Source organism: Mycobacterium gallinarum (genome assembly GCF_010726765.1).
Lineage (GTDB): Bacteria > Actinomycetota > Actinomycetes > Mycobacteriales > Mycobacteriaceae > Mycobacterium > Mycobacterium gallinarum.
In genome coordinates this window covers 4,259,745-4,282,473 of the sequence record NZ_AP022601.1, presented here as the reverse complement: position 1 = coordinate 4,282,473, position 22,729 = coordinate 4,259,745, and the positions used below count along the sequence as shown (strand labels likewise).

The 22,729-nt window shown below is 64.6% G+C and carries 20 protein-coding genes; 9 read left to right on the top strand and 11 right to left on the bottom strand.

Annotated features, from left to right (window positions below):
• Positions 1–23 precede the first annotated feature (23 nt).
• From G6N42_RS21125 to G6N42_RS21100, 5 genes are all read right to left on the bottom strand, one after another.
• Positions 24–914, bottom strand: a complete 891-nt coding sequence (locus tag G6N42_RS21125) for an alpha/beta hydrolase (protein ID WP_410506705.1) — start codon at positions 912–914, stop codon at positions 24–26.
• Positions 904–1,827, bottom strand: a complete 924-nt coding sequence (locus tag G6N42_RS21120) for an SDR family NAD(P)-dependent oxidoreductase (protein WP_197905544.1) — start codon at positions 1,825–1,827, stop codon at positions 904–906. The genes G6N42_RS21125 and G6N42_RS21120 overlap by 11 nt, the downstream gene beginning before the upstream one ends.
• A 100-nt stretch (positions 1,828–1,927) precedes the next feature.
• A complete protein-coding gene (locus G6N42_RS21115; protein ID WP_410506706.1) occupies positions 1,928–3,187 on the bottom strand; it encodes a cytochrome P450 in 1,260 nt (419 codons plus the stop codon).
• 1,112 nt (positions 3,188–4,299) lie between these two features.
• The gene (locus G6N42_RS21105) at positions 4,300–4,566 is read right to left on the bottom strand and encodes a hypothetical protein (RefSeq protein ID WP_163732365.1); all 267 of its coding nucleotides are present in this window, start codon (positions 4,564–4,566) and stop codon (positions 4,300–4,302) included.
• Between the two features lie 50 nt (positions 4,567–4,616).
• Entirely contained in the window at positions 4,617–6,377 is a 1,761-nt protein-coding gene (locus G6N42_RS21100; RefSeq protein WP_163732362.1) for an alpha/beta hydrolase, read from the bottom strand.
• 822 nt (positions 6,378–7,199) lie between these two features.
• On the opposite strand from G6N42_RS21100, the gene G6N42_RS21095 reads away from it, so the two are divergent.
• Both G6N42_RS21095 and G6N42_RS21090 read left to right on the top strand, forming a co-directional pair.
• Positions 7,200–7,451: a helix-turn-helix transcriptional regulator gene (locus G6N42_RS21095; protein ID WP_232076222.1), complete on the top strand. Its 252-nt coding sequence runs from the start codon at positions 7,200–7,202 to the stop codon at positions 7,449–7,451.
• A 252-nt stretch (positions 7,452–7,703) separates the two neighbouring features.
• Complete coding sequence (locus G6N42_RS21090; protein WP_232076221.1) at positions 7,704–8,846, top strand: baeRF3 domain-containing protein; 1,143 nt, start codon at positions 7,704–7,706, stop codon at positions 8,844–8,846.
• Between the two features lie 290 nt (positions 8,847–9,136).
• Here the strand turns inward: G6N42_RS21090 and G6N42_RS21085 are convergent, their stop codons facing one another.
• Positions 9,137–10,126, bottom strand: a complete 990-nt coding sequence (locus G6N42_RS21085) for a TerC family protein (protein ID WP_232076220.1) — start codon at positions 10,124–10,126, stop codon at positions 9,137–9,139.
• A gap of 295 nt (positions 10,127–10,421) precedes the next feature.
• Between G6N42_RS21085 and G6N42_RS21080 the strand changes: the two genes are divergently transcribed.
• Genes G6N42_RS21080 through G6N42_RS21065 form a run of 4 tightly spaced genes read left to right on the top strand, consistent with a single transcriptional unit; the run spans position 10,422 to position 15,424 of the window.
• Entirely contained in the window at positions 10,422–11,942 is a 1,521-nt protein-coding gene (locus G6N42_RS21080; protein WP_163732356.1) for a proton-conducting transporter transmembrane domain-containing protein, read from the top strand.
• Complete coding sequence (locus G6N42_RS21075; protein ID WP_163732354.1) at positions 11,939–14,497, top strand: DUF2309 domain-containing protein; 2,559 nt, start codon at positions 11,939–11,941, stop codon at positions 14,495–14,497. The genes G6N42_RS21080 and G6N42_RS21075 overlap by 4 nt, the downstream gene beginning before the upstream one ends.
• A gap of 17 nt (positions 14,498–14,514) precedes the next feature.
• The gene (locus G6N42_RS21070) at positions 14,515–14,814 is read left to right on the top strand and encodes a P-II family nitrogen regulator (RefSeq protein WP_232076219.1); all 300 of its coding nucleotides are present in this window, start codon (positions 14,515–14,517) and stop codon (positions 14,812–14,814) included.
• 22 nt (positions 14,815–14,836) lie between these two features.
• A complete protein-coding gene (locus tag G6N42_RS21065; RefSeq protein ID WP_163732346.1) occupies positions 14,837–15,424 on the top strand; it encodes a carbonic anhydrase in 588 nt (195 codons plus the stop codon).
• A gap of 64 nt (positions 15,425–15,488) precedes the next feature.
• Here the strand turns inward: G6N42_RS21065 and G6N42_RS21060 are convergent, their stop codons facing one another.
• Entirely contained in the window at positions 15,489–16,481 is a 993-nt protein-coding gene (locus G6N42_RS21060; RefSeq protein WP_232076218.1) for a zinc-dependent alcohol dehydrogenase family protein, read from the bottom strand.
• A gap of 150 nt (positions 16,482–16,631) precedes the next feature.
• Between G6N42_RS21060 and G6N42_RS21055 the strand changes: the two genes are divergently transcribed.
• Complete coding sequence (locus tag G6N42_RS21055; protein WP_163732344.1) at positions 16,632–17,627, top strand: GlxA family transcriptional regulator; 996 nt, start codon at positions 16,632–16,634, stop codon at positions 17,625–17,627.
• 297 nt (positions 17,628–17,924) lie between these two features.
• On the opposite strand, the gene G6N42_RS21050 is transcribed toward G6N42_RS21055, so the two are convergent.
• On the bottom strand, positions 17,925–18,479 hold the full coding sequence (locus G6N42_RS21050) for a CIA30 family protein (protein ID WP_232076217.1): 555 nt from the start codon (positions 18,477–18,479) through the stop codon (positions 17,925–17,927).
• 119 nt (positions 18,480–18,598) lie between these two features.
• Complete coding sequence (locus G6N42_RS21045) at positions 18,599–18,985, bottom strand: DUF4174 domain-containing protein (protein ID WP_232076216.1); 387 nt, start codon at positions 18,983–18,985, stop codon at positions 18,599–18,601.
• Between the two features lie 330 nt (positions 18,986–19,315).
• Here G6N42_RS21045 and G6N42_RS21040 point away from each other — a divergent pair, with 330 nt between their 5' ends.
• The gene (locus tag G6N42_RS21040; RefSeq protein WP_163732335.1) at positions 19,316–19,942 is read left to right on the top strand and encodes a class I SAM-dependent methyltransferase; all 627 of its coding nucleotides are present in this window, start codon (positions 19,316–19,318) and stop codon (positions 19,940–19,942) included.
• A 47-nt stretch (positions 19,943–19,989) separates the two neighbouring features.
• Here G6N42_RS21040 and G6N42_RS21035 read toward each other — a convergent pair whose 3' ends face one another.
• Positions 19,990–21,243 (bottom strand): YihY/virulence factor BrkB family protein, encoded by a 1,254-nt coding sequence (locus tag G6N42_RS21035; RefSeq protein WP_232076215.1) that lies wholly within the window; start codon positions 21,241–21,243, stop codon positions 19,990–19,992.
• 221 nt (positions 21,244–21,464) lie between these two features.
• Positions 21,465–21,797 carry a ZIP family metal transporter gene (locus G6N42_RS31280; RefSeq protein WP_232076214.1) on the bottom strand — a complete coding sequence of 111 codons (333 nt, stop codon included), beginning with the start codon at positions 21,795–21,797 and terminating at the stop codon, positions 21,465–21,467.
• Positions 21,798–21,846: 49 nt separating this feature from the next.
• Between G6N42_RS31280 and G6N42_RS21025 the strand changes: the two genes are divergently transcribed.
• A complete protein-coding gene (locus tag G6N42_RS21025) occupies positions 21,847–22,710 on the top strand; it encodes an alpha/beta fold hydrolase (RefSeq protein WP_232076213.1) in 864 nt (287 codons plus the stop codon).
• The last annotated feature ends 19 nt before the right edge of the window (positions 22,711–22,729 follow it).

Here is a 22,729-nt window from a genome sequence, read left to right as displayed (position 1 = left end):
GCCGGCCCCGGCTCCCGCCCGAATCAGCTTGCAAACGCTGCCAGCAGTGCTTCGCACTGCCGATCGAAAAAGCTCTGCGCCACTGGAGTTTTGGAGGAGGTGATGTCGAATCCGTGGAACGCTCCGTCGACGACGTCGAGCTGACACGGCACGCCTGCGGCACGCAGCCGATGCGCGTACTCGACGTCCTGGCCATATAGCGGATCCACCGTTCCCACGCCCACCCATGCAGGCGCGAGATTGGAGTGGTCGTCGTGTCGTGCCGGGACCGCCGAATGGCGATCGGCCCCTTTCAGGTACGCCTGCCAGCCCAGCCGATCGCTCTTTTCGCTCCATAGCCGATAGTGCGGGCTCTCCAGACCTGGGCGACTGGACGGTCGATCGTCGACCATCGGATAGACCAACAACTGGAACAACGGTGTCACCTCGCCGCGATCGCGGGCCAGCAGCGCAAGCGCCGCTGCCAAACCTCCACCCGCGCTGGCGCCGCCGATCGCTATCCGGTCGTGAACCACCCCGGGCTGGCGAGCCAACCAGGTCAGCGCCGAATAACAATCCTCCAGTGCGGCCGGATAAGGATCTTTCGGAGCGAGTCGGTAGTCGACGGACGCGACCGGAACGCCGACGCGGCGGACGAACCGTCGGCACAGCGCATCGTCTTGGGCTGCCGTTCCGATGACGTATCCGCCGCCGTGGATCCACAGCAGTGCGCCGCCGTGCGTGCACTCGCGTTCGGGTCGATAGAGCCGGACCCCGGCGCTGTGCGTGATCGCGAGGACTTCCACACCCTCTGAGGTTGCCGGCGCAAATCGGGTCAGGGCACGCATTGCCGGCAGCGTTACTTTGTTGAAGGGCGACCGGGGGAGCACTCGCGCGATGCCCCTCAGGTCAGGGTGATAGTGGTCAGATCGGATACGTGACACCGGTCAACTCCTCGGACACTGTCCACAAACGTTGTTGCGTCTGCTGGTCGTACGACCTCTTGCTCGACCGCACCAGTGTGGGGCGACCCGCCATCTCGAGGAACCCGCCTGGTCCCCAGTACTGACCACCGCGCACGTCAGGCATCGTCGCGGCGTACAGCTGTGGCAGTGCACCTTTCGCGGGATCCTGACCGATGAAACGGTCGGAGAACTTCATCATGGCCTGGACCGGTTTCCACATGTTCCTGAAGAGGTCAGACTTCGTGTACCCGGGGTGAGCGGTAACCGCTATCAGGGGCGCGCCCGATCTACTCAAGCGTCGATGCAACTCATAGCAGAACATCAAATTCGCCAGCTTGGACTGGGCGTAGGCGAGCGCACCACTGTACCGGCGCTCCCACTGGAGATCATCGAAATGAATTGCGCCGCCGAGCTTGTGGTCCAAACTTGCCACCACCACCACCCGCGCCCCGTCAACGCCGAGCATGTTCTCCAGCAGGAGTCCCGTCAGCGCAAAGTGGCCGAGGTGGTTGGTGGCGAATTGCAACTCGAAGCCGTCAGGTGTCGTCGTCTTGGGCGGGAACGCCACCGCGGCGTTGTTGATGAGTAGGTCGATCCGCGGATGGGCGGCACGCAGTTCGGCCGACGCGGCCCGAACCGCCTCGAGTGACCCCAGATCGAGCTGCTGCACCGCTACCTGCACCTCCGGCACCGACCGGCGAATCTGGTCAGCGGCCGCTTTGCCTTTGTCCGCATTGCGCACAGCCAACACCACCTGCGCGCCGCGTGCCGCAAGCACCCGCGCGGTGTCCAACCCGAGGCCCGTATTGGATCCCGTGACGACGGCAACTCGACCCGATTGATCCGGAACGTCGCTCTCGCTCCACTTGTGCTCGTTCATCATCCGTCAAAGTCCCAATCGATCGCGATGTCGGCGGTCTCGCAATTCCTTACCTGTGCCGTCACGTGAGCCGCCGCGTTGGGGCCCGCCGCGCAGCCCACCATCAGCATTTCTGAAGGTGGACAGGCAATTTGGTCGGCCCTCGCAACGAGCTGTTGGTCGACCACGTTACGGGCCCCTCTGTGGAAATCCTCTCGACACGACTGACGAGCTCCCCCAGGACGGCTTCGGCTTCCATGCGGGCCAGCGGTGCGCCGAGGCACATGTGGGCCCCGTACCCGAAGGCGACGTGCATGCGTGGATTGCGGTCGGCGATGAAGGCATCGGGATCGTCGAAGACCAGCGGGTCACGGTTGGCAGCGCCGAAGGACAACAGGACTCGTGATCCGCTGGGGATGGTGACGTCGCCAATCGCGTAGTCGGCGCAGGTGTACCTGTACAGGTTCTGGATCGGGCTGGTGAAACGGAGGAGCTCTTCGATGGCCATCGGGATGAGATCCGGATTGGCCCGAATCTTGTCGTACTCTTCGGGGTTTCGGGCAAAAGCCTCGAACATGCCACCGAGGAGGTTGGTGGTGGTCTCATTCCCAGCGATGAGAAGCAGTACGGCGATGAAGAACAATTGTTCGTCCGTCAGGTTGCCGTCGGTACTGTGCTCGAGCAGGCGTCCCAGCACGGTGCCCGACCCCTTGAGGTGGCCGCTCGCGAGTTGTTTGAGGAAATAGCGGCGTAGCGCCAGAGCAGCGTTCACGGACTTGGCGACACTGATCACGCCGCTCGGAGTGGGGGTGAAATTGATGAGTTGCACTGCGCCCTCGGACCATCGACGGAAATCAGCGATATCGGTCTCCGGGATGCCCAGAATGCCGGCGATCACGCGCAGCGGCATAGGGATGGCAAGCTCCTCGACCACGTCGCAGCCCGGATTGGCGACAACGTTGTCGACAAGTTCAGTCGCGAGGCGGCCGGTGATCGCCTGCCAGCTCTCCAGAGCGCGTTTGGTGAATGCGGGCTGAACTTGCTTGCGCAGTCGACTGTGCTGCTCGCCGTCCGTGACCACAACCAAGTCGGCGGCCATGCGCACCCGGGTGACGCCTTGGCTGCTATTGATTCTGTCGGTGTCTCGCAGGGCGGCTCGTACATCGTCGAGGCGGGAGACGATCCACGTTGCCCTATTCGGGTTGTAGTGGACGCGCCCACCGCTGTGCAGAGCACGGTAAGCGGCGAAGGGTTCGGCGGCGGTGGCCGGATCAAGGGGGTCGTAGGCGGTATTGACCGCCCCCGTCCACCCCTTTACTCCGCGCCGCCTGGTGCGAATCGCGGCGCCGATGTTCATCTGCACGGCGGTGCCGAACGGCCGCATCGACGCAAGCACGCCAGTGTTGTTGTGATCTGCTGTCATCGCTGCTTAACCGGTGTCCTTTCTTGCTGATCAAGACCGCCGCGGCTGCATTCCCACTGCGCGACGAGGCGGGTCACGAATCGTGTGGTGGTCGATGAATGGCTTTTCGCTGGAGCGTGGGGTGGAGCCGAGATACGCCTATGCCGAACCGTAGTGGCGCGTCGGCCCGGGACGAGCGATCCTCAGCCATGGCGTACCCGGTCGGACGCGGCGAACCCGGAAGGTGTCCACACGTCGACGTGGGTGGTCTCACCCATGACATCGCGCGTGCAGCACCGACCGAGTGCAACGTCGACCTTCGGGATGCGCCTCTGCCATGGCATCAGGCTGGCGAGGCGACTGGACCCACGTCAATAGGCCGAGCAGATGTTGCGACGTGTGCTACGCCAGCGACACCTCCTCGATTCTCAAGCTAGTCCGCTGACCAGCGGTTAAGATGCAAAAAGCAGACGGCTGTTTCTCATCTCGAGACATGGTGTGTCCGACGAAGCAGCTTCGCTGGCGGGGCCGAGAGCCCAAGCCGATCTTCAGGATTTCGACAACGATGCGAGATCTCGCACCGACCCGCGACTGCAGTGGGCACATTGAACAGCGAGGGTGCCATCGACGCCGCGCTGACACTGCCCGGGGATTGCAGTGAGGGCAGATGCTCGGTCCAGACGACCGCTACGTTGCGGCCATGGACTGGCCGACGGTGACCGTCGACGTCCGCATCGCGGCGTCGACGCAGCGGGTCTGATCGCTGGTGTCCGATATCGGCTTGATGCCTCGGTTCAGTAACGAGTTGCAGGCGGTCGAGTGGATCGAGGGCGGTCGCCCGAAGAGGGGTGCGCGCTTCATCGGGACGAATTCCCATCCGCTGATCGGTACGTGGTCGACGCGATCGCATATGTCGATTGCACGCCGCCGAGCGTTTTCGCGTGGGCGGCGGGTGATCCTGAAAAGACAGCTGCGACAGGGTGTTTCACCTTGAATGAGGCCGCGCATGGAACCGACTTGAGTTATACGGTGTGCGTCGGTCCCGGCCGGTCGGGGGTTTCGATGCTCGTTGACCGCGAGCCGCTGAGGCGCGATCAGATCGTGACGAACCGGCTTGCCCAGTTCGAACGCAGGGTCTCTTCGACTGAATCTTCGGCCAGGCCGGGGTCGGCCACCAGCTGACGCCAGGGATCGTGCTCGTCCAGCATCACCGACACCGCGTTGCCGTTGAGATTGACCGCGGTCTCGAAGCCGATGACGATGCCGATCTTGGCGAACCGTTGCCGGTCGGGCTCCGGGATCGCGAGCAGATCGCTGATTAACCCGATCGGCAGCGGGAACAACCCCGCACCGCTCGGCACGCGTTGGGCTGAAGCGCATTTGAGCGATCTCGGCGACGACGAGCGCCAAGTCACGAGGCGATGAACTGCTCCGACCCGAGCGCAGACGGCGATGCCGCCGGCACGGGCAGGACGATGGCTGAGGCGGTCCCTCTGCTGGTGGGGATGGTGATGGTCTGGCCGGGCAGGCCGTAGAGGCCGGAATCCTGTGTTCCGGTGAACATGTCGTTCACCCATCCCGCGGCCAGTGTCTGCACCGCCTCGACGTTGCGCGCAGAGGAGAACCCGGTGAACAGGTAGACCCCAAACTGAATGAGCGGGTTGCCGCCTTGCACCGAATCCGAGTGCAGCCCGCCGACGACTTCGACGCCGACGAACTCGCCTGGGCGCGCGGCCACGAGCTGACTGCTTGCCAAGCCGTCCCTGTTCCACGAGTAGGGCTTTGCCGCCAAGTTGTAAACGGGAATGTCAGCGGGCAATCGACTCAACGTATCGGGAATCTCGTTGCCGGCCGGTACACCGTCATACATCAAGACTCCGGCCAGTTTGCCCACTGTGCCGTTATCGATCATGTAGCCCGCGACCGCGACGGCCAGGCCGCCGCCGGCCGAATGCCCGGCCAGCACGACTCGCTGCGGCATCGCTCCGGTGTAACCGGCGCGGCGCGCGCTGTCGGCAAGTGCGGGGTTGTCGTCGAGGAAGAGATTGGCTATCGCTCGGCGCATCGGGTCACCGTTGAGTGCGCAGCCGTCACACGACAGCGGGTTCGAGCTCAACGATGTCACGACGACGATGCTGTTGGTCTGCTCGGCGAGATTGGCCGCGGTGTAGCTGTACCACGCCCCGCTGCCCAGAAAGCCGTGCTGCAGGTAGATCAGCCGCTCCGGCGGATCCTCGTTCGCGCCGGCCGGGATGTACCAATCGGCGGGCACGTCGTAGCCGTCGCCGCAGTCGATCCTCAGCGTCGTGCTGCGCACGGTGACCGTGCTGCCTGGTGGAAGCTGCGGCGGCCCGCTCAATACGCGTGCCGCCAGCGCGTAGAGGTTGAAGATCAGCGTGCTGATAGCGGTCACCAGCGACGTGATCGGCGACGCGGTCGCGGTGGGGCTGACCGTGGCACCGAACAGCATCGGCGTCGACGTCATCGCCGTTGCGTTGACCGGCGTTGCGTCGGCCGCCACAAAGTCGAGCGGCTGGACCGCGGCAACGTCAAATGATGCGTCCGCGTCGAGCCGCACTGCAGCCAATTCGCCGGGGATAACGTTGCTGGGGTCCTGTTGGCCGGTGTCGCCGTGATCAGGCTCCGGCGACACATCATCCAACACCACGACGTGGGCGGTCTCGGGGTTCAGAGCCGCGGTCTCGTCGTCGGACCGGCTGTTCGCCGGTACGGATTCTGCAGGGGCGATCGGTTCGACGGGCTCGATCGGTTCGACGGGCTCGCTCGGTTCGACGGGCTCGACCGGTTCGGTGGGCTCGACCGGTTCGGGCAGCGCGGGAGGATCGTCGGACTCCGTCTGCCCGGCGGGCGTCTCCGTAATCTCCTCGTCCACCTTTGGCGGCGGCGCAGAGGTTGAGCCGCCGGATGAACCCCTGCCCACGGTTCCGACGCCATCCTCGCTGATGTCGGACTCCCGCTTCGATGGCTCGTCGGTCGCGGTGGCAGACGAACGGCCAGTTGCGTCGGAAGATTCAGTTGAGCTTTTCGTCGAATTGTCACCCGACGCGGAGGACTCCTCGGCGGTCACGACGCCCGCTCCCGCAAGTGCGGCGGCCGAGAGTCCGACCATCAGCACGGCCGTTCCGAGCCACCTCGCGTAATTGTCGCCCATGTCAAAGAAACCTATTCCGCGGACCTCACCGCGTCGTGACTTCGATGCGAGACGTCACAATCTCGTCCGTTCTTCGGCGAACGATCGGCAGCTTCGCGCGCGTGTTCATCGTCGGCGTCGCCGTGGGGATCATGTCGCGCCGAGGAATTCCCCAAACGTGCCGGGTGAGCTCTGGTAAACCCCCGCTCAGCTGTTGTGCGTACCCGCTCGCTGCGTACCCCGTCGATGGCGGCCCGATGTGGCACCCGAGTCGCGGCATCCCGAAACGCAGCCTGCGCCGGTCCGCTCGGCGAGCCACGGCATCTCTGTTCGACCAGACAATCGGCCGGTGGTCCGGTCGTTGGGGGTAGGAATATGCTTGTGCGACTGGATAATCGGCCTGGCTAACCGCTCCGCCTGTTGTGGGGAGGCACTGGAGCACGGCCGACCCCTCGCGCCAACAATGCCCGAACGGCCGCTGGTCATGAGATCCGGATAGCACGCCGGAACCTATGGCCTCAGGACGAAATTGCAGTGTCGGCAGCGTTTGACGCACGTCGGCTGTTCCGGCGTCAAATACGTTGTGCACCTTGACAAACACACAGACACGTATTGCGAATTGTCTCCTTGCACTCTCGTGCCAGATCGTCGGTCTCGGCATGTAATTTTGCGAAACACGATACGCGAAAAGCGTGGTACGGTTTGCCGATGGCCGGTACAGCAACCAGCACTGCACGGACGCAGTCGCGCGCTCGAACCGCCGATAAGCGCACGCGCTCCGAAGGGGGGCGCCCCCGCAAGTCCACGGTCTCAGCCCCTGCTCCAGAGCGCGGGTGGACGTTCTTGACCAACCACGCTCACGTGCTGCTGTGCTTGGCCCACAGTGGTTCGCTGACCGCGCGAGAACTGGGACTGCGCATCGGTATCACTGAGCGCTCCGTACAGGCCATCCTCGCCGATCTTGTTGCCGGCGGCTACCTCGAGAAGACAAAGGTCGGCCGTCGAAATCATTACACCGTCAATTCGTGGGGACGCCTGCGCCACCCGGTCGAAGCGGCCCACACCGTGGGAGAACTCATCGAGGCACTCAACTGAGGCTGTCGACCGGGCTGTGTGGCCTCAACGATCGCCGTGCCGGGGGCACTCTCATCCGTCCTTGACATACGAAAGACATTTCGGCATTCTTCTTGCGAGGGGAGTACCTCTTCAACGTCCTCCGTCGTCACCACGACTCGGGCCACCCCGATCCGGCGCAGGAGTCCGCATCACGTGTGCTGCACGGCGGACGAGGAAGACCACACCAACTGTCAGCGCTGTTTGTGACGGCGCCAATCAGATGGGAAACCCGTGAGTCTGACCGATGACACCCCCAACACCACGATCTCGGCCGATCCGTCACCGGCGCTGCGCAGCTTCCGAGGCGGCGTAGCGGCCCAGCTGAACGCCGATACCGTGACCGTCCTGCAGGCGATGCGCGCCTATCCCAGCATCTCGCTGTTGGCCAACACCACACCGGGGCCTCGGCTCGAAAAGAATGACCTGGCAAAGCTATTGCGCCTGACCGCCGACGCGGAGCAGCGACTGCGAGACGAGGCGATCGAGGACCGCCATCCAATTCTGGACGCATTGTCAGACATGATTTCTCGGGCTGCCGGCGAACGTTGCGACCGCGCGGTAGCCCTTTTTGCCAGCCCCGCCCATCAGTGTCGGGTGACGCTTCCTGTCCCGGTCGTCGATCGGTGCGTCATCGATCCAACGTTCGCCACCCGAGATCTTGTGCGCAGCCTGCAGCATTCCCCACGCCACACGGTGCTTCTGCTGTCGCTCGACGAGGCGCGACTATTGCACGGGAACGGAACTGTGTTGAGGCCCGCCCCGGGCAACGCCTTCCCTGTGTACCGCCGCACCTACAGCAAGCATGGCGGGCGAGATTCCGAGCGCTACGACGACTTCCTGCGGAGGGTCGACCGCGCGTTGGGTGCCGCGTTACGGCTGAACCCCATGCCGCTGGTGCTGATTGCCGCCGAGCCGACCGGCTCGAAATTTCGCCGGATGTCGCGCAACATGTCGCGGCTCGCCGGACTCATCACCGGCAATCACCTCAACACCTCGGCTGCCACGCTTAGTGACCTCATTCGGCCGGTGCTCAGCGGGTATCTCCGGTCCCGCACGCAGGAAGCTCTCGAGCTCATCGAACGACGCGCCAATGAAGGCCTCGTGTTGCGCGATATCGGCTCCGCATGGATGGCCGCCCGCTGGGAAAGACCCGAAATGCTCGCTGTGGAGGAGGACTTCTTCTACCCTGCGCGTCTCGCGCCAGACGGTGACAGCCTGATACCAGCGGACGACGTCGACCACCCCGACGTCATCGACGACGTGGTCGATGAGCTGATCGAAATTGTGCTCGGCCGTGGCGGCTGGATTGCTTTACTCCCGACGGGGCAGCTCCCCGAGGGCACACAACTGGCACTGACCCTGCGGCGGCGGTGAGGAGCCGACAGCTTCGGGAGTGGTTTGCGCCGAGAGGATTTCGGCAATCAGCCGCAGGATAGAGGTCCTGGTTGATTCTCCAGCAGGGCGGTGACGGCGATGCTCAGCGCCGTCAGTGGGGCGTCGACGGTGGGCGCTGCGGCGCGGCACCGACGAGTGACAAAGCGATCCCGGTGATGAGCCCATGCAGGGCGATATGCCCAACGGGTTTGGGCGAGTATCGAAGCCTCGCCGGTAGCACCTCGCCGACCCGTACGACGATCAGGTCGGCGAGGCTGCCGTGTAGTGGATCAGGTGGTGTCGCGCGGTGCCCGCACCGTGTCATCGGCCGCCGCGTGGTGGTCATCCGTGGGCTCGGTGCGGGTGGCCAGCAGGCTCCACACAATCGAGGCTGTGAGAGTGACGACGATGACGCCCAGGGTCAACGGGATGGGCAGCTTGCCCACCGGTGTCTCGGAGAGAATGAGTTTGACGCCAGCGAACGCGAGCAGGACGGCCAAGCCGTAGTGCAGGTGGGTGAATCTGCGCAGCAGTCCGGAAAGACAGAAGTACAGACTGCGCAGCCCCAACACGGCGAAGGCGTTGGCGGTCCATACGATGAAAGTGCTGGTAGTAATCGCCAACACCGCGGCCACAGAATCCAAGGCGAAGATCAGATCGGTGGCCTCGACAGCGATGAGCACGACGAATAACAGTGTGGCAACGCGCTTTCCGTTGACGCGGGTGAAGAAGCGGTCTCCGTGATAATTCGGGTCGGTTGGCAGCACTCGGCGCACCAGCCGCACCAGCAGGTTCTTGTCCGGTTCAAGATCTTCATCGTGCTGGAACGCCATCTTGTAGGCGGTATAGAGCAAGAATGCGCCGAAAAGGTAAGCGGTCCAGAAGAACGCCGTCAGCAGCTCGGCACCGACGAAGATGAAGACGAGCCGAAACAGCAGTGCCCCGACAACGCCCCAGAACAGAACCTTGTGTTGATAGCGGTCAGGGACAGCGAAGTAGGTGAAGATCAGCGCGAAGACGAACACATTGTCGACCGAGAGCGCCTTCTCGATGAGGTAGCCGGCGTAGTAGGTGCCTGCGACCTCGCCGCCGTAGGCCCACCACACGATCGCGCCGAAGCCCAATCCGGCGGCGATCCAGATCGCCGACCACGCAGCGGCCTCGCGAAATCCGATCACGTGGTTGTCGCGGTGCGTGAACAAGTCGATTGCCAGCATCAGGCCGATCGCCACCGTCAGCGCGACCCAGCCCCACACCGGAACGACTACCGCGTCGGTCATCAGTACATGCACCTTTCGTTAGGAACTGCCCTTGGCAGTCGATTTGACGGGGAGCCCAGAAGCCAATCGACGTCCGATGGGTCTCCTGTGCAAACCATCTTCACCTGTCACCACCTACATAGGAAGACTAACACACGAAATACAATTCGTTTAGGGACCGAGTAGCTCACCGGGCGATCGTCAGGAGTTGCAGCGTAGGCAACTTGTAGAGCGACGGATCCGGCGACCCGCCTCGACACGTCGACTTTATCGCGAACGTTGACACATGCACCACATTACACGTAATTTATTTCGCATGTGGATGTGGACTGAGTCGGCGGCATTGGCCGCACTGGTGGCGGCACCTCTGCTGATGGCCGTGACGTCGGTGGTGTTGGGCCGGCGGGCGCCGGTGTTGACCGCGCGTCTGGGCGCTTCGGCGGCGGGGTGTGGTTTTGTCCTCGCCGCATTGCTGACTTTTGGTGCAGCGCGGGGCGAGGTCGCCTCGGTAGGCGCAGGCGTAGCGATCATCACCGCCGACCGACTCGCCGCCGTCATGTTCTTGTTGATCTTCGGTGTGAGCACCGTGGCGCAGGCGTTCGCAATCCGTTACCTGGCGGGGGATCTACGAGCCGGGTGGTTCACCGGCGGGGCCAGTCTTCTCACCGCCGCGTCTGCAGTGTTGGTCAGCGCTTCCACGCTGGTGGGCATCGCAGTTGGTTGGACGGTGGCCGGCGTCGCGCTGTGCCTGCTGTTGGGAACCTACCGGGAGCTCCCTAGCGCACGCGACGGCGTCCGCCGTGCCACCACGACATTCTTGATCGGTGATGCGGCACTGTGGGTGGCTGTTGCACTGATCAGTCTTTCCACAGGCTCTGTCGCCCTGAGCGACGGTGTCACCGCCCAGATTGGGGGGCCGGTAGCGGGGGTCGTCGCCATCCTGATCGTGATCGCTGCCTTATCGCGCTCGGCGCAGATCCCCTTTCACCGCTGGCTGCCGGCCACCTTGGCCGCGCCCACACCGGTATCTGCGCTGCTGCACGCCGGGGTCGTCAACGCCGGCGGAATTCTGTTGGTCAGACTGAGCCCGCTGCCCAGTCCCGCGTTAGCGGCCGTCCTCATCGTCACTGCCGGAGCCGCCACCATGGCCGTCGGCGCGGCCATCATGCTTGTCAAGCCGGACATCAAAGGCGCACTTGCCTATTCGACGATGGCCCAGATGGGTTTCATGATGTTGACCTGCGGACTGGGTCTGTGGGCGGCCACGGTGTTACACCTGATTGCCCACGGCTTCTACAAGGCCACCCTGTTCTTGTCCTCTGGTTCGGCGATCGCGCGTGGCCGTCGGCACGCCGCACTGCCGGCCGCGCCCCGGATGACCGGACGTCGCCGATGGCTGTCCGCGGTCTGCGCGCTCGCCTTGCCGGCGATCACGCTGTACGTCGCTACGCTGCTGGTTCCCAGCGGGACCCCTCACCACGCCGAACAGGCCCTGCTGTTGTTCGCGTGGGTGACCGGGGCCGCCGTCACCTGGGGTTGGCTGCAACGCCGGCCCGACGTCACCGGCGCGCTCAGTGCCGCGGCTTTTCTGCTGCTTGCCGCCTTCGCCTATGTCGCAATCATCAACGCGGTCAGCGCTTTTCTCGCCCCGGCACTGCCCGCCGCCACAGTTCCGCCACCCGTCGTGTGGGCGGTCGTCGGGACGGCGGTGATCCTGCTCGCTGCCCTTGCGGGTGTGCGGATGTCTTCTCCGGCCAACCCTGCGCACCGCCTCGTCTACACCAATGCCCTCAGCGTTGGAACCATCAACCCCACCACATCAGGAGCGCGCCGATGACCGAAACCGCCTCGACCTCAACCGATTCCCGCCGCGCCCGGCTTCGCAGCGATATCCGGCTGTCTGCACGTGTGCTACCCACCCACTACCCGCTGAGCACGTTCATCGCCGTCAACCCTCTCGCAGGTCTGCAGGACATGCCGTTCGAACAGGCCATCCGGCGGGCGGGCGACTTATACGGAACGCCCGGCACTCTGCCGGAAAGCACCTTTCGCTCCCTGTACCGCCGCGGACGGATCACCGACACCGATCTGGACAAGGCGCTGCTGCGTCGTTACCCGATCCTGGCCGAGGAACCCGATCTGCGACTGGCCGAGCGCACCCTCACCGCCACCGATCTGCTGCGGGCCGATCTGCTGCACGGCCAGCCGTGCCCAGACCCGATCCGGCGCTACCGCCTGCGCGCTGAGGAACTCGCCCCCGACGTGGCCGACACCGTCGACGCGCTCACCTCGAAGTGGTCGGCGGCGTTCCTGGGCCACGCAAGCTGGCCGATGCCCGGGCGAGAACTTGGCTTCTACGCGGCGTGGCGCACCCTCGCGCCCGGCGACCGGACTCTGCCGCGGTCCGCGCGCGCCGCGCTGCGCTGCGTCGCCGAACGGCCCGACGACGCCGCGCTACAAGCACTGGACGCCCTCGGAGTCGACGACGACGCCCGGATCACCTATCTGCAAGCCCATTTGACGCGACTGCCCGGCTGGGCTGCGCATGTGCAATGGTGCGGTGACCGAGGCGTCGGCATCGACCTGTTGCAGTACCAGGCGATGCGGTTGAGTTACGAAGCGGCGCTTATGCAGGACCACAATTGGCAAGGTGCGACAGCGCCCCCGGGGCAAGCGACGCCAACCGCCAGGCAGCGCGTCGAGCACCTGCTGCGCGTGTGGGGCATCACTGAGGCGACGGACAACGAGATCGTCACAGCCGCGCGAATTCTGTCCGCAGCACCGGTTCCTGTTCGAGTCATCGTGTGGCAGAGCGCCTTCGAGGACCATTACCGCGACCAGCTACTGGGCAAGCTGCAATCGCATCGGCCGCCCGCCTCGCCCCCCGCACATACGCACTTCGTCACCTGTATAGACACCCGCTCGGAGGGACTGCGTCGGCGCCTCGAAGCGTGCGGCGGATATCAGACCTTCGGGTTCGCCGGCTTCTTCGCCGTGGCCATCCGATTCAGCGATCTGTTGGGTGGAGAACCGGCCGACCTGTGCCCGGTGCTGATCGCGCCCAGGCATCACGTGGCCGAGCAACCGGCACCCAGAGCCAACAGCGAAGCCGCCCGCCAAGTAACGGGAACCAGGGACCTGGCCGGGGTCGAATCAGCTTTTCACGCCGCAAAGGAGTCGCTGGCAGCGCCCTATGTTCTCGCCGAAGCCGCCGGCTGGATCGCGGCCCCACTGTCGGTCGCCAAAACCCTGACCCCCACCGCCGTCGGCAACCTACGGCGCACGCTGCGTAACGCAATAGCGCCCTCCGCAAAGACTCAACTGAACGTGGAATCTATGTCGCTCGCCGAACGGGTTCTTTTCGCGCAAGTGACCCTCAAAACCATCGGACTGACAGCAGAGTTCGGTCGCCTGATCGTGTTGTGCGGCCACCACAGCGTCACCGAGAACAATCCTTACCAGGCGTCGCTGGACTGCGGCGCCTGTGGCGGTCAAGGCGGCGGTCCTAACGCGCGCACCGCCGCGCTGATCCTCAACCAGGCCGATGTGCGCAGCGAATTGCGCTCGATGGGCATCGCCATACCCGAACACACCCGCGTCGTGGCGGCTCTACATGACACGGCCACCGATCGGGTCACCGTGCTGGACACCCACCTCATTCCCCCCAGCCACCGCGCCGATATCGACCGTCTCGAAGCCGACCTCGCCCGCGCCGGCCGTGCCCTGGCCGCCGAACGCTGCACCACACTGCCCGGCGCCCGCAGCATGTCACCGCGCGCCGCGGGACGACACGTCGGACGCCGATCGGTGGACTGGGCCCAGGTCTACCCCGAATGGGCGCTGGCGGGAAACGCCGCATTCATCATCGCGCCAAGGGAACTGACCCGCGGCATCGACCTACAACGACGCACCTTCCTGCACTCCTACGACGCCGCCATCGACCCCGACGGCACTGCACTGGAAACGATCCTCACCGCGCCACTCGTGGTGGCTCAATGGATCAACTGCCAGTACTACTTCTCCACCGTCGCCCCCGATGTATTCGGCGCAGGCACCAAGACTGTGCACAACGTCGTCGGAAACGCCGGAGTCGTCGCCGGCCACGTCGGCGACTTACGCCTGGGCCTTCCGTGGCAGTCGGTCGCACATCAGGACCGCCTTGTGCACGAGCCGCAACGGTTACTCGCGATCGTGCAGGCACCTCTTGAACGCATCGACGTGGTCGTCGCGCGCAGTCCCATTCTGCAACAGATGTTCGGTAACGACTGGGTCTGCTTGGCCGCCCGCGAACAAGCCACCGACCCTTGGCAACGCTGGACTCGAGCCGGCTGGCAGGACTGGGCCGAAACCCATTGTCGTGAAACCGTTTACAACGAGGAGATGATCGGATGACACCTGTTCTCACCAAAATGACGAAGATAGAGGTCGTCGTGACCGGAAACGATGCGCCGGCCGTCCGAGAACTCATCGGTAGCGTCGGCGCCACCGGCTACACCAGCCTGTCGGGTGTCTCCGGTCTTGGTCATCACGGTTTCCACCAAGGCCGACTGTTGTTCAACCAGCAGGCCACCCTCGAACTGATCATCACCGTGGTGCCCGACAGCAAAGTCGAGGCACTGCTCGCCGGTCTGCGTCCGCTTCTGGACGCTTCATCGGGCGTGATGTTCGTGACAGAAACCTATGTCAGCCGCCCCGAGTATTTCAACTGACAACAAAGGAAAGGACACCACCATGACCACCCCACTTCTCGCCTGGGAGCAACTACGCGCGGGCAACCGAAGTTTGTTCGGGCAGCTACCAAATCAACCCATCGCCGCGGTCTTCCGATGCTCCGACATCCACTTCTCCAACGAAGAGGTGTTCAGCCAGCCCTCGGGTTCGCTGATCGACATCAGTACCTGGGGGCATCTCCTCGACACCAGCGTGCTGGGCAGCATCGAGTACGCCGTTGAGACGCTTGAGGTTCCGCTGATCGTTGCCCTCGGCCACGACGACTGCCCGGCCATGCATGCAGCATTACGCGCATGGGAAACCGCCGAAATGCCCGACGGGGCGATGCGCCCCGCCGTCGAACACGCGCTCCTGTCTGTCGTAAGCCGCGGTACACCCGCCGACTCAGTCGAGTCGGTCGCCGCAGCACACATCGTCGAAACCGGTGTCGCGCTCATGCAACGCTCGCCGGTGATCTCCAGCCGAATCGACACCCAAGCCTGCGGAATCGTCTGTGCGACATACGGATCTGTCGACCGACAGATCCGTGTCCACGCAACGTTCGGAGCAGTGGCCGACAACACGGACACACTCGTCGAACTCGTTTGAAATGAACCGCTGGGCGGAGGTCTCCGTCCGCCGACACAGGGGTCGATTGTGCAACGTCGGCCCACTAGGCGCGAGCGGGCAGGGCGACAGTGTCGCCTGCCACGTCGATCGCGACCTTTCCGTGAAGTGTGTACGACCGTCGATTTTCCAGGAGCTCATGAGCCTCGCCCATCCTCGCGAGCGGCAGGGTCGCGCCGATGACCGGTTTCACGAGACCGCGCTCGATCAGGTTGGTGAGTGCGTCCAGCTTGCCGCGGTTCTGCCGAGTGAAGACGAAATGATAGGCGGCGTTCTTGCCCCACGCCTCGATGAGATTCTGCGGCTGCGCGATGTCGACGATACTGACGACGCGACCGGAGTCTGCAAGCGTCAGTGGACTTCTCGTGAGCGCGTCGCCGCCGATGGTATCGAAGACGACGTCGACTCCCTGGCCTCGCGTCATCTCAGAAACGGCGTCCACGTAGTCGATCGTCGTGAAGTCAATCGTCGCATCCGCTCCGAGCGAGCGCACGATGTCATGGTCGGCCGCTTTCGCGGTGGTGATGACCCGTGCGCCCATCGCCTTCGCGATCTGGATCGCGATCGAGCCGACGCCCCCCGCACCGCCGTGGATGAGGATGGTCTCACCCACGGTGAGCTGAGCTCGCGTCACGAGGGCCTCCCACACTGTCCCGCCGACGAGTGTCAGGCTGGCCGCCTCGAGGTGGCTGAGATTCTCCGGCTTCCGGCCGACCAGATCGACGTCGGCAACGTGTTGTTCGGCATACGAACCGGCGCCGCCAAAGATCTGGGGTGTGTAGTAGACCTCGTCGCCAACGCGGAACTCGGTCACGTGAGAACCGACTTCCTCGATCACGCCGGAGATGTCGTGTCCGATGATCGCAGGGAGAGGGACGTAGTCTGCGTAGTCTCCGCGACGGATCTGAAAGTCGAGCGGGTTGACGGCGGTCGCATGGACGCGCACCCGCACCTGGCGGGGTTGGACATTCGGTACGGGGACGGCGCGCAGTTCGAAAGCGTCCGCACCGCCGAAACGGGCGAGGACGACGGCCTTCATGGTGTCAGCAATGATCAGAACTCCCCATCTGGAGTGTCGGCGCGACCGCGCCCGAACGGATGTCCTCTCAGTGTTCGGTATCGGCGATGCATGCTCCAGTGGCAAGATTGCCAATATGCGCGAGGATAGTGACAGCGAGGCGTTCCTGTGGTGAGCCGACCCCATCACGTTGTGGTCCTCGTGCTCGACGGTGCTCTTCCCCTGGACGTCGGCATCCCGGCGGAGGTGTTCCATCCCGAGACGGGGTTTCCCTATGACGTTTCGCTCTGCGGGGTTGATGCTGGAACGGTGCCGGCTCACGGGGGCTTCGGGTACGCCGTCTCTCGCGGCTTGGAGGCGCTGGCCGGAGCCGACACGATCATCGTCCCGGGCTACGCACCGGCGGGTCGACAGGTACCGACAAAGGTGCACGAAGCACTTCGGAGCGCGGCATCGCGCGGCGTGCGGATCGCGTCGATCTGCTACGGCGCCTTCGCCCTCGCCGATGCCGGCCTGCTTGACGGTCTCCGTGCGACGACGCACTGGGACGCGGCCGAGCAGCTGGCGGAGCGATACCCCGAGATCACGGTCGAGCCGAACGTGCTCTTCGTCGACGAAGGACCCGTCCTCACCTCGGCGGGTGCCGCCGCCGGACTCGACCTGTGCCTGCACATCGTGCGACGCGACCTCGGTGTCACCGCGGCGAACGAGATTGCCCGCGGCCTCGTGACTGCGCCCCATCGAAGCGGAGGGCAAGCCCAGTATCTGCCGAAGAACAGCTCCGCGCCCCGCGGTGACACTCTGGCCGCGACCCGCGAATGGGTCATGGCGCGGCTCGACCAGCCGCTTACTATCGATGATCTCGCGGCGCACGCGCGAATGTCGCCGCGTACGTTCCTGCGTCGCTTCGCCGAAGAGACCGGCAGCACTCCGTTGCAGTGGATCTTGCGCGCTCGGGTCGACGCCGCCCGAGAGCTTCTGGAGAGCACGCGGCTGTCCGTCGACCAGATCGCGGATCAGGTCGGCCTCGGAACCGGATCGAACCTGCGGCTGCACTTCCGCAGGATCGTCGATGTGTCCCCTTCCGAGTATCGGGCCACCTTTTCTGGCGGGGCACTGGCTGCAAAGCCCATCCCTGTGTCTCGAATCGCAGTGGGCCGAAGCTAGTTCACGCGTTCACGACCGCCGGCACCGCAGCGCGCAGCGGACCCGCGCCCGGTTAGCACAATGCGCAGAACTGTTTACGCCGTTAGTACACTTATGCGCCATCCCACATGAATATCCCTGCGCTTGCTGCCCACCATTTTGGAGAACGTCGACCGTCATCGCTGATCCCGTCATCCACCATTCGGCCCGCCACCGCTGTCCCGATGGCGGGCCGAATGCGGTCAGCGGCGCGGATTACCGCTCCCACGTCGGCCTCCGACGACGCAGTCGCCATGGAACATGTTGTGGGAGGGGTAATCAGGAGGTGGCGTCGATCTTGCTGACAGTGAGTTCGAAGGGGCCCTGCTGCTTGTCGAGAATGTAGAGCGACACCTGGCTGATGCGTGACGGGTCCAAAGTCTGCGGCGCGTCGGGTGCGGGATCGAGTCGCATGCCAACCGGCTCGAAGCCCTCAACGGGCAGATCGTAGATCCGCTGAACGGCGGCCTCGGTCGCGAAGCGCTGGACGTAGGACCATGGCTGCCCCGCAGTGCCCACCTTCAATAGGTAGGTCTTACCGTCGCCCACCGCGTGCACGCGCAGCGACTTCGCGCCCGCTGCTCGTAAGCCGATATCGGGATCCTGCGGACTGCGGGCCGAGGCGAATCCGCCGTTGTTCTGCAGCGAGATGTTGCCGGAGAACACGAGACCACCATCGGCGAACGCGATTCTCGAGGTGGACATGCCGCCCATCACGGGGTCGTTGACCGTGGTCCAGGTGGCCACCTCGCCGGCGTCGTCGAGGTCGACCAGAACGGCGCCAGGTGCTTCTGGCCGGGGTGCTTGCGGGGACGATTGGGGAGTCTGCGCCACGTTCGTCGTCTCGTCTGCATCGACTGTTCGCCCAGTGCTTCCGCATGACACCGTCAGAAACGCCAAGCAGGCGAACAACACGCTGACTCGCCCACGTCGGTACCCGCGCCGCGCTGACATCAACACCGACTCGGGTTGGCGTTCATCTCGCGGCTTCGCATGGGCATGCCATCGATCACGGCAAAGATTACGGAGAGGTCCGGTACCTCGTTGACGCGCAGCTTTTCGCCGCCATCCTTTCCGATCAACACCACGCTGAAGGCGTTCTCGCCGATCGCATGCCGGTCTCTAAGCCGTTGTGACTCATCGGCGTTGATGGCTTGGCCATCTAGCGTGCTGTTGCCCTCGGTGACCACCAGGCCAAGCACCATGTCACGGCTGACAAAGTCGCATCGACTGGCCTCGATTCGCCCAAGCGTTTCAACGACCCGAGGATCGCTGTCTGTCGGCGCGAACACCAGCAGAGGGCGACGTTCCCACCGATAGTCACCGAGTTCGTCGGCCACGGCGGTAGCCGATCCGAGGGCAACGCTCGTTACCAACACCATTAGAACGAGCGCCAATCGCCGAATGCTGGGCTTCTTTACCATGATGATTTCGACTGTACTGACTCATGCTGGTGACGACTGCCTGTCGAGTATCGCCACGCGACCGCCTGAACGACGCAGGAGACAAGGGGTCGGTCCCTCACGAAGCGTCGATAAAGACAGCACGAGATAAGACAAAACAGTGAACACATGTGTGACGCTCTGCGTGAGCGCTCCGCAAGAACCGCGCAGTGACAACGAGTTTGGGAACTGACGGTACCCTCGGGTCCTGCCGAAAGGATCTGACACGTGAATCCACAGGCCGAAGACCTCACGGCACCGATATCGCACTGGTCGCAGATCCACGGCTGGTTCGGCTGGCGTGACCTGCAGGAGGAGGCGGTGACCACCTTCGCGGACGGCAGCACGTTCGTCGAGGTCGGCTCCTACCTGGGTCGCAGTCTGTGTTCACTGGCCGAGGTGGTGCGCGAGGCGAATCGCGACTTCACCGTGGTCGGCGTCGACTACTGCCGCGGCAGCGGACGCGAGGGTACCGCGGACAAGGACTCTCATGCCGCCGCCGTCGCCGATGGGGGCGGCACTCTGGCCGGGCAGTTGCACCGCAACGTCATCGCGTGTGGTTTCGCCGACCGAGTACACCTCTTGGTCAGCTCGTCACCGGCGGCCGCCGCGCTCTTCGCCGACGGGTCCCTGGCCTGGGTTCACCTCGACGCCCGCCACGAGTACGACAGCGTGCTCGCCGACATTGACGGCTGGCTACCGAAGGTGGCGCCGGGCGGATGGCTCTCCGGGGACGACTACGACGAGCAGTGGTGGCCGGGTGTGGTTGCGGCAGTGCGGGATCGCGTTCCCGATGCCCAGGAATGCTCCACCCGACAGTGGCGCTGGGTGAATACGCAGAGCTCGTCTCGCTGACCGTTTCGAGTCGCCCCGCGTGAGCTTGCGGACGTGGATGGTCGGGCCTATCGGTCGTCTTGGCCGCGGGATTCACGTAAGGCCCGGCCACGTTCGACGTCCTGTTCTTCTTTGGCCTGATTCTTAAGGGCGACCCGGCTGTCGCGGGGCGGCAATTGCAAGTCGCGTTCGGCACGGATGCCTGCCTGCAGTTGGCGGCCGCGTTCGAGTTCCGCGTCCAGTTCAGCTCCGAAGAGCAATGCCAAATTGGTGATCCACAACCAGAGTAGGAAGACGATGACGCCGGCCAGCGCACCATAGGTCTTGTTGTAGCTGCCGAAGTTGGCGACATAGAAGCCGAACCCGACCGACGCCAGAACCCAGACCAGTATCGCCACCCCGGCCCCGATGCTGATCCACCGGAACTTTGGTTGCTTGACGTTGGGGGAGGAGTAATACAAGACGGCGACCGCCAAGATCACGAAGATCAGGACGATCGGCCAGCGCCCGATGTTCCAGGCCGTCAGCGCGACCTCGCCTGCTCCGATGGCGTCGCCGACCGCTTGGGCGAGCGGTCCGCTGACCGCGAGCATGAACGCCACCACGGCCACGGCGACGAGCCCGACCAGGGTCACCGCCAACTGAATCGGCCGCAACTTCCAGACCGGTCGGCCTTCTTCCACTTCATATATGCGGTTCATGGCGCGACCGAAGGCGCCGATGTAACCCGACGCCGACCACAACGCGCCGGCGATACCGACGATCAGCGCGAAACCGGCAGACGGGGACTCGACCAATTGCTGAATCGGGGCGCGCAGCGTGTCAACCGCTGAGGCCGGGCCGAGGTCGTCCACGATTTGCAAGACCGCCTCGGTAGTGCGCTGCCCCTGACCGAACACGCCGAGAAGGGAGACCACGACCACCAAGGCGGGGAACAGCGAGAGCACGGCGTAATACGTCAGGGCTGCGGCCAGGTCGGTGCACTGATCGGTGCTGAACTCTCGTGCTGTTTTGCGGAGCACGAACAACACCGAACGCTTCTTGAGATCGGTGGGTGAATCTGGCTTGGAGGGGTCTTCGGGGTCAGGGGCATCTTTGGTGTCTTCATTGGCGTCGGGTTCGGGAAGATCACGGTCAGGTGCGGGGTGGGCAGGTGCGGTCAGCGTTCTCTCGACGGACGTGGCGCCCAGCCCGGTGACCGAGTCTCTGGGCGACCGATTCCGCCATCGACTCACCAACAGGCCGGCCAGCAGCCCACCAATCGCCCCGATCCACCACTTGAGCCACGACGGCCCACGCGTCATTTCGGCCTGGTCGTTCATCGACGGCGGCGCCCCACCAAGACGCCGATGATCGACGGTCCTGGCGAGCTGCGGTCGGGTCCTGTCACAGCCTCACGTCCTCACGCCTTGTCGGTGACCCAGCGCTCCGGGCCTCGCCACGCAGATGCCCGCAAGCAAGGTCGACGAAACTGCGTCGCGCGTAAATTCGTTCGCCGGAGATCCCCGATCGCATGACAACGAGGCGCGGCGGTTCACCGGATTCAGCCGGCGAGGATGAAGGACAGGAAGAATCCGCCCGCGGTGGCGAACGCGTTGAGTGGCCGGCCATGTTCGAACGCTTCGGGCATCAGCGTGTCGGCTAGTGACGCCAGCACCGCGCCACCAGCGAATGCGAGCGCCACCGCCAACACGGGATCGCTCAATTGTCCGGCGGTAAACCTGCCTACGACCACCGCTGCCGCCAGCAGCGCCAGCCCAACACCTCGGCGAGCCCCCTCGGTGTGAACGCGCAGGCCGTCTGGACCAGGCTGCTTCTCCGATTTCGCGGCCGATGAACCCGGTTCGGCTTCTCCAGAGTGTTTGAATGGAGCCATCAATGGCTCCCGGCCTCTTCGAGGTCTTACGCTGCCGCGGCTGCCGAAGGTGCCCGCGCTGGCACCGGTCGGTCGGATTCCGGAAGGGCGGGTCATTGATCTGCCCAATCGGGGCAGCACGTATGTCTATGACTCGGGGCCATCGGACGGCCCGGCGCACCTGCTGCTGCATTCGCTGGCCTGCACGGGGCTCATGACGTGGTACCCCGCCTTGGACGTGGTGCGTGAGTTCGGCCGCGTCGTGGTGTTCGACCAGCGCTGCCACGGGCAAGGTATCTCGGCGCCCCGCGTCCTGCTCGAGGACTGTGCTGACGACGTCGCGGCAGTCGCCGATGCCCTGGGCATCCGCAGTTTCGTGCCGGTCGGCTACTCGATGGGGTCGCTCGTCGCGCAACTGGTGTGGAAACGACATCGCGAGCGGGTTGACGGACTGGTGCTGTGCGCCGCTGCGGCAGCCGTTAGCCGCGCTCGCTACGAACGGTTGGCCACCGGCTTGTTCGCCTCGCTGATCGAGGCACTCGGCCCGACGCCCCGCCGCTGCGGGCCCTCGGCAGCGGTGACGGGTGGACTGCTCCCCGATCATCAGTGGGTGTTGAGTCAGTTCCGCGCCACCTCGCCGGGGGGCATCACCCGCGCGATCGCCGAGGTGGTCCGGTTCGATTCGACGACATGGGTCGGCGATATCGATGTCCCCACATCGGTTCTGGTGACTGCCAAAGATCGAGCATTCGGCGTCCAGCGGCAGAAGTGGCTGGCAACTCACATACCTGACGCCGAGATGGTGACGGTCGAGGCCGGCCACGCGGGGTGCACCTTGCAGCCGGCTGTTTTCGTCCCCGGACTTCGGCGGGCGATCGAATCGGTCCACCGCCGACTTCCATCGCCGCGCGTCGCCGAGCGCACCGCCAGGTAGTGGCGCAAGGCCTCCGGGC

Bases quoted from the DNA above. Each gene is read 5' to 3' on its own strand.
- G6N42_RS21080 (WP_163732356.1), top strand. From the start codon at position 10,422: ATGTGGATGTGGACTGAGTCGGCGGCATTGGCCGCACTGGTGGCGGCA.
- G6N42_RS21100 (WP_163732362.1), bottom strand. From the start codon at position 6,377: ATGGGCGACAATTACGCGAGGTGGCTCGGAACGGCCGTGCTGATGGTC.
- G6N42_RS21115 (WP_410506706.1), bottom strand. From the start codon at position 3,187: ATGCGGCCGTTCGGCACCGCCGTGCAGATGAACATCGGCGCCGCGATT.
- G6N42_RS21075 (WP_163732354.1), top strand. From the start codon at position 11,939: ATGACCGAAACCGCCTCGACCTCAACCGATTCCCGCCGCGCCCGGCTT.
- G6N42_RS21065 (WP_163732346.1), top strand. From the start codon at position 14,837: ATGACCACCCCACTTCTCGCCTGGGAGCAACTACGCGCGGGCAACCGA.
- G6N42_RS31280 (WP_232076214.1), bottom strand. From the start codon at position 21,797: ATGGCTCCATTCAAACACTCTGGAGAAGCCGAACCGGGTTCATCGGCC.
- G6N42_RS21070 (WP_232076219.1), top strand. From the start codon at position 14,515: ATGACGAAGATAGAGGTCGTCGTGACCGGAAACGATGCGCCGGCCGTC.
- G6N42_RS21085 (WP_232076220.1), bottom strand. From the start codon at position 10,126: ATGACCGACGCGGTAGTCGTTCCGGTGTGGGGCTGGGTCGCGCTGACG.
- G6N42_RS21120 (WP_197905544.1), bottom strand. From the start codon at position 1,827: ATGATGAACGAGCACAAGTGGAGCGAGAGCGACGTTCCGGATCAATCG.
- G6N42_RS21035 (WP_232076215.1), bottom strand. From the start codon at position 21,243: ATGAACGACCAGGCCGAAATGACGCGTGGGCCGTCGTGGCTCAAGTGG.
- G6N42_RS21060 (WP_232076218.1), bottom strand. From the start codon at position 16,481: ATGAAGGCCGTCGTCCTCGCCCGTTTCGGCGGTGCGGACGCTTTCGAA.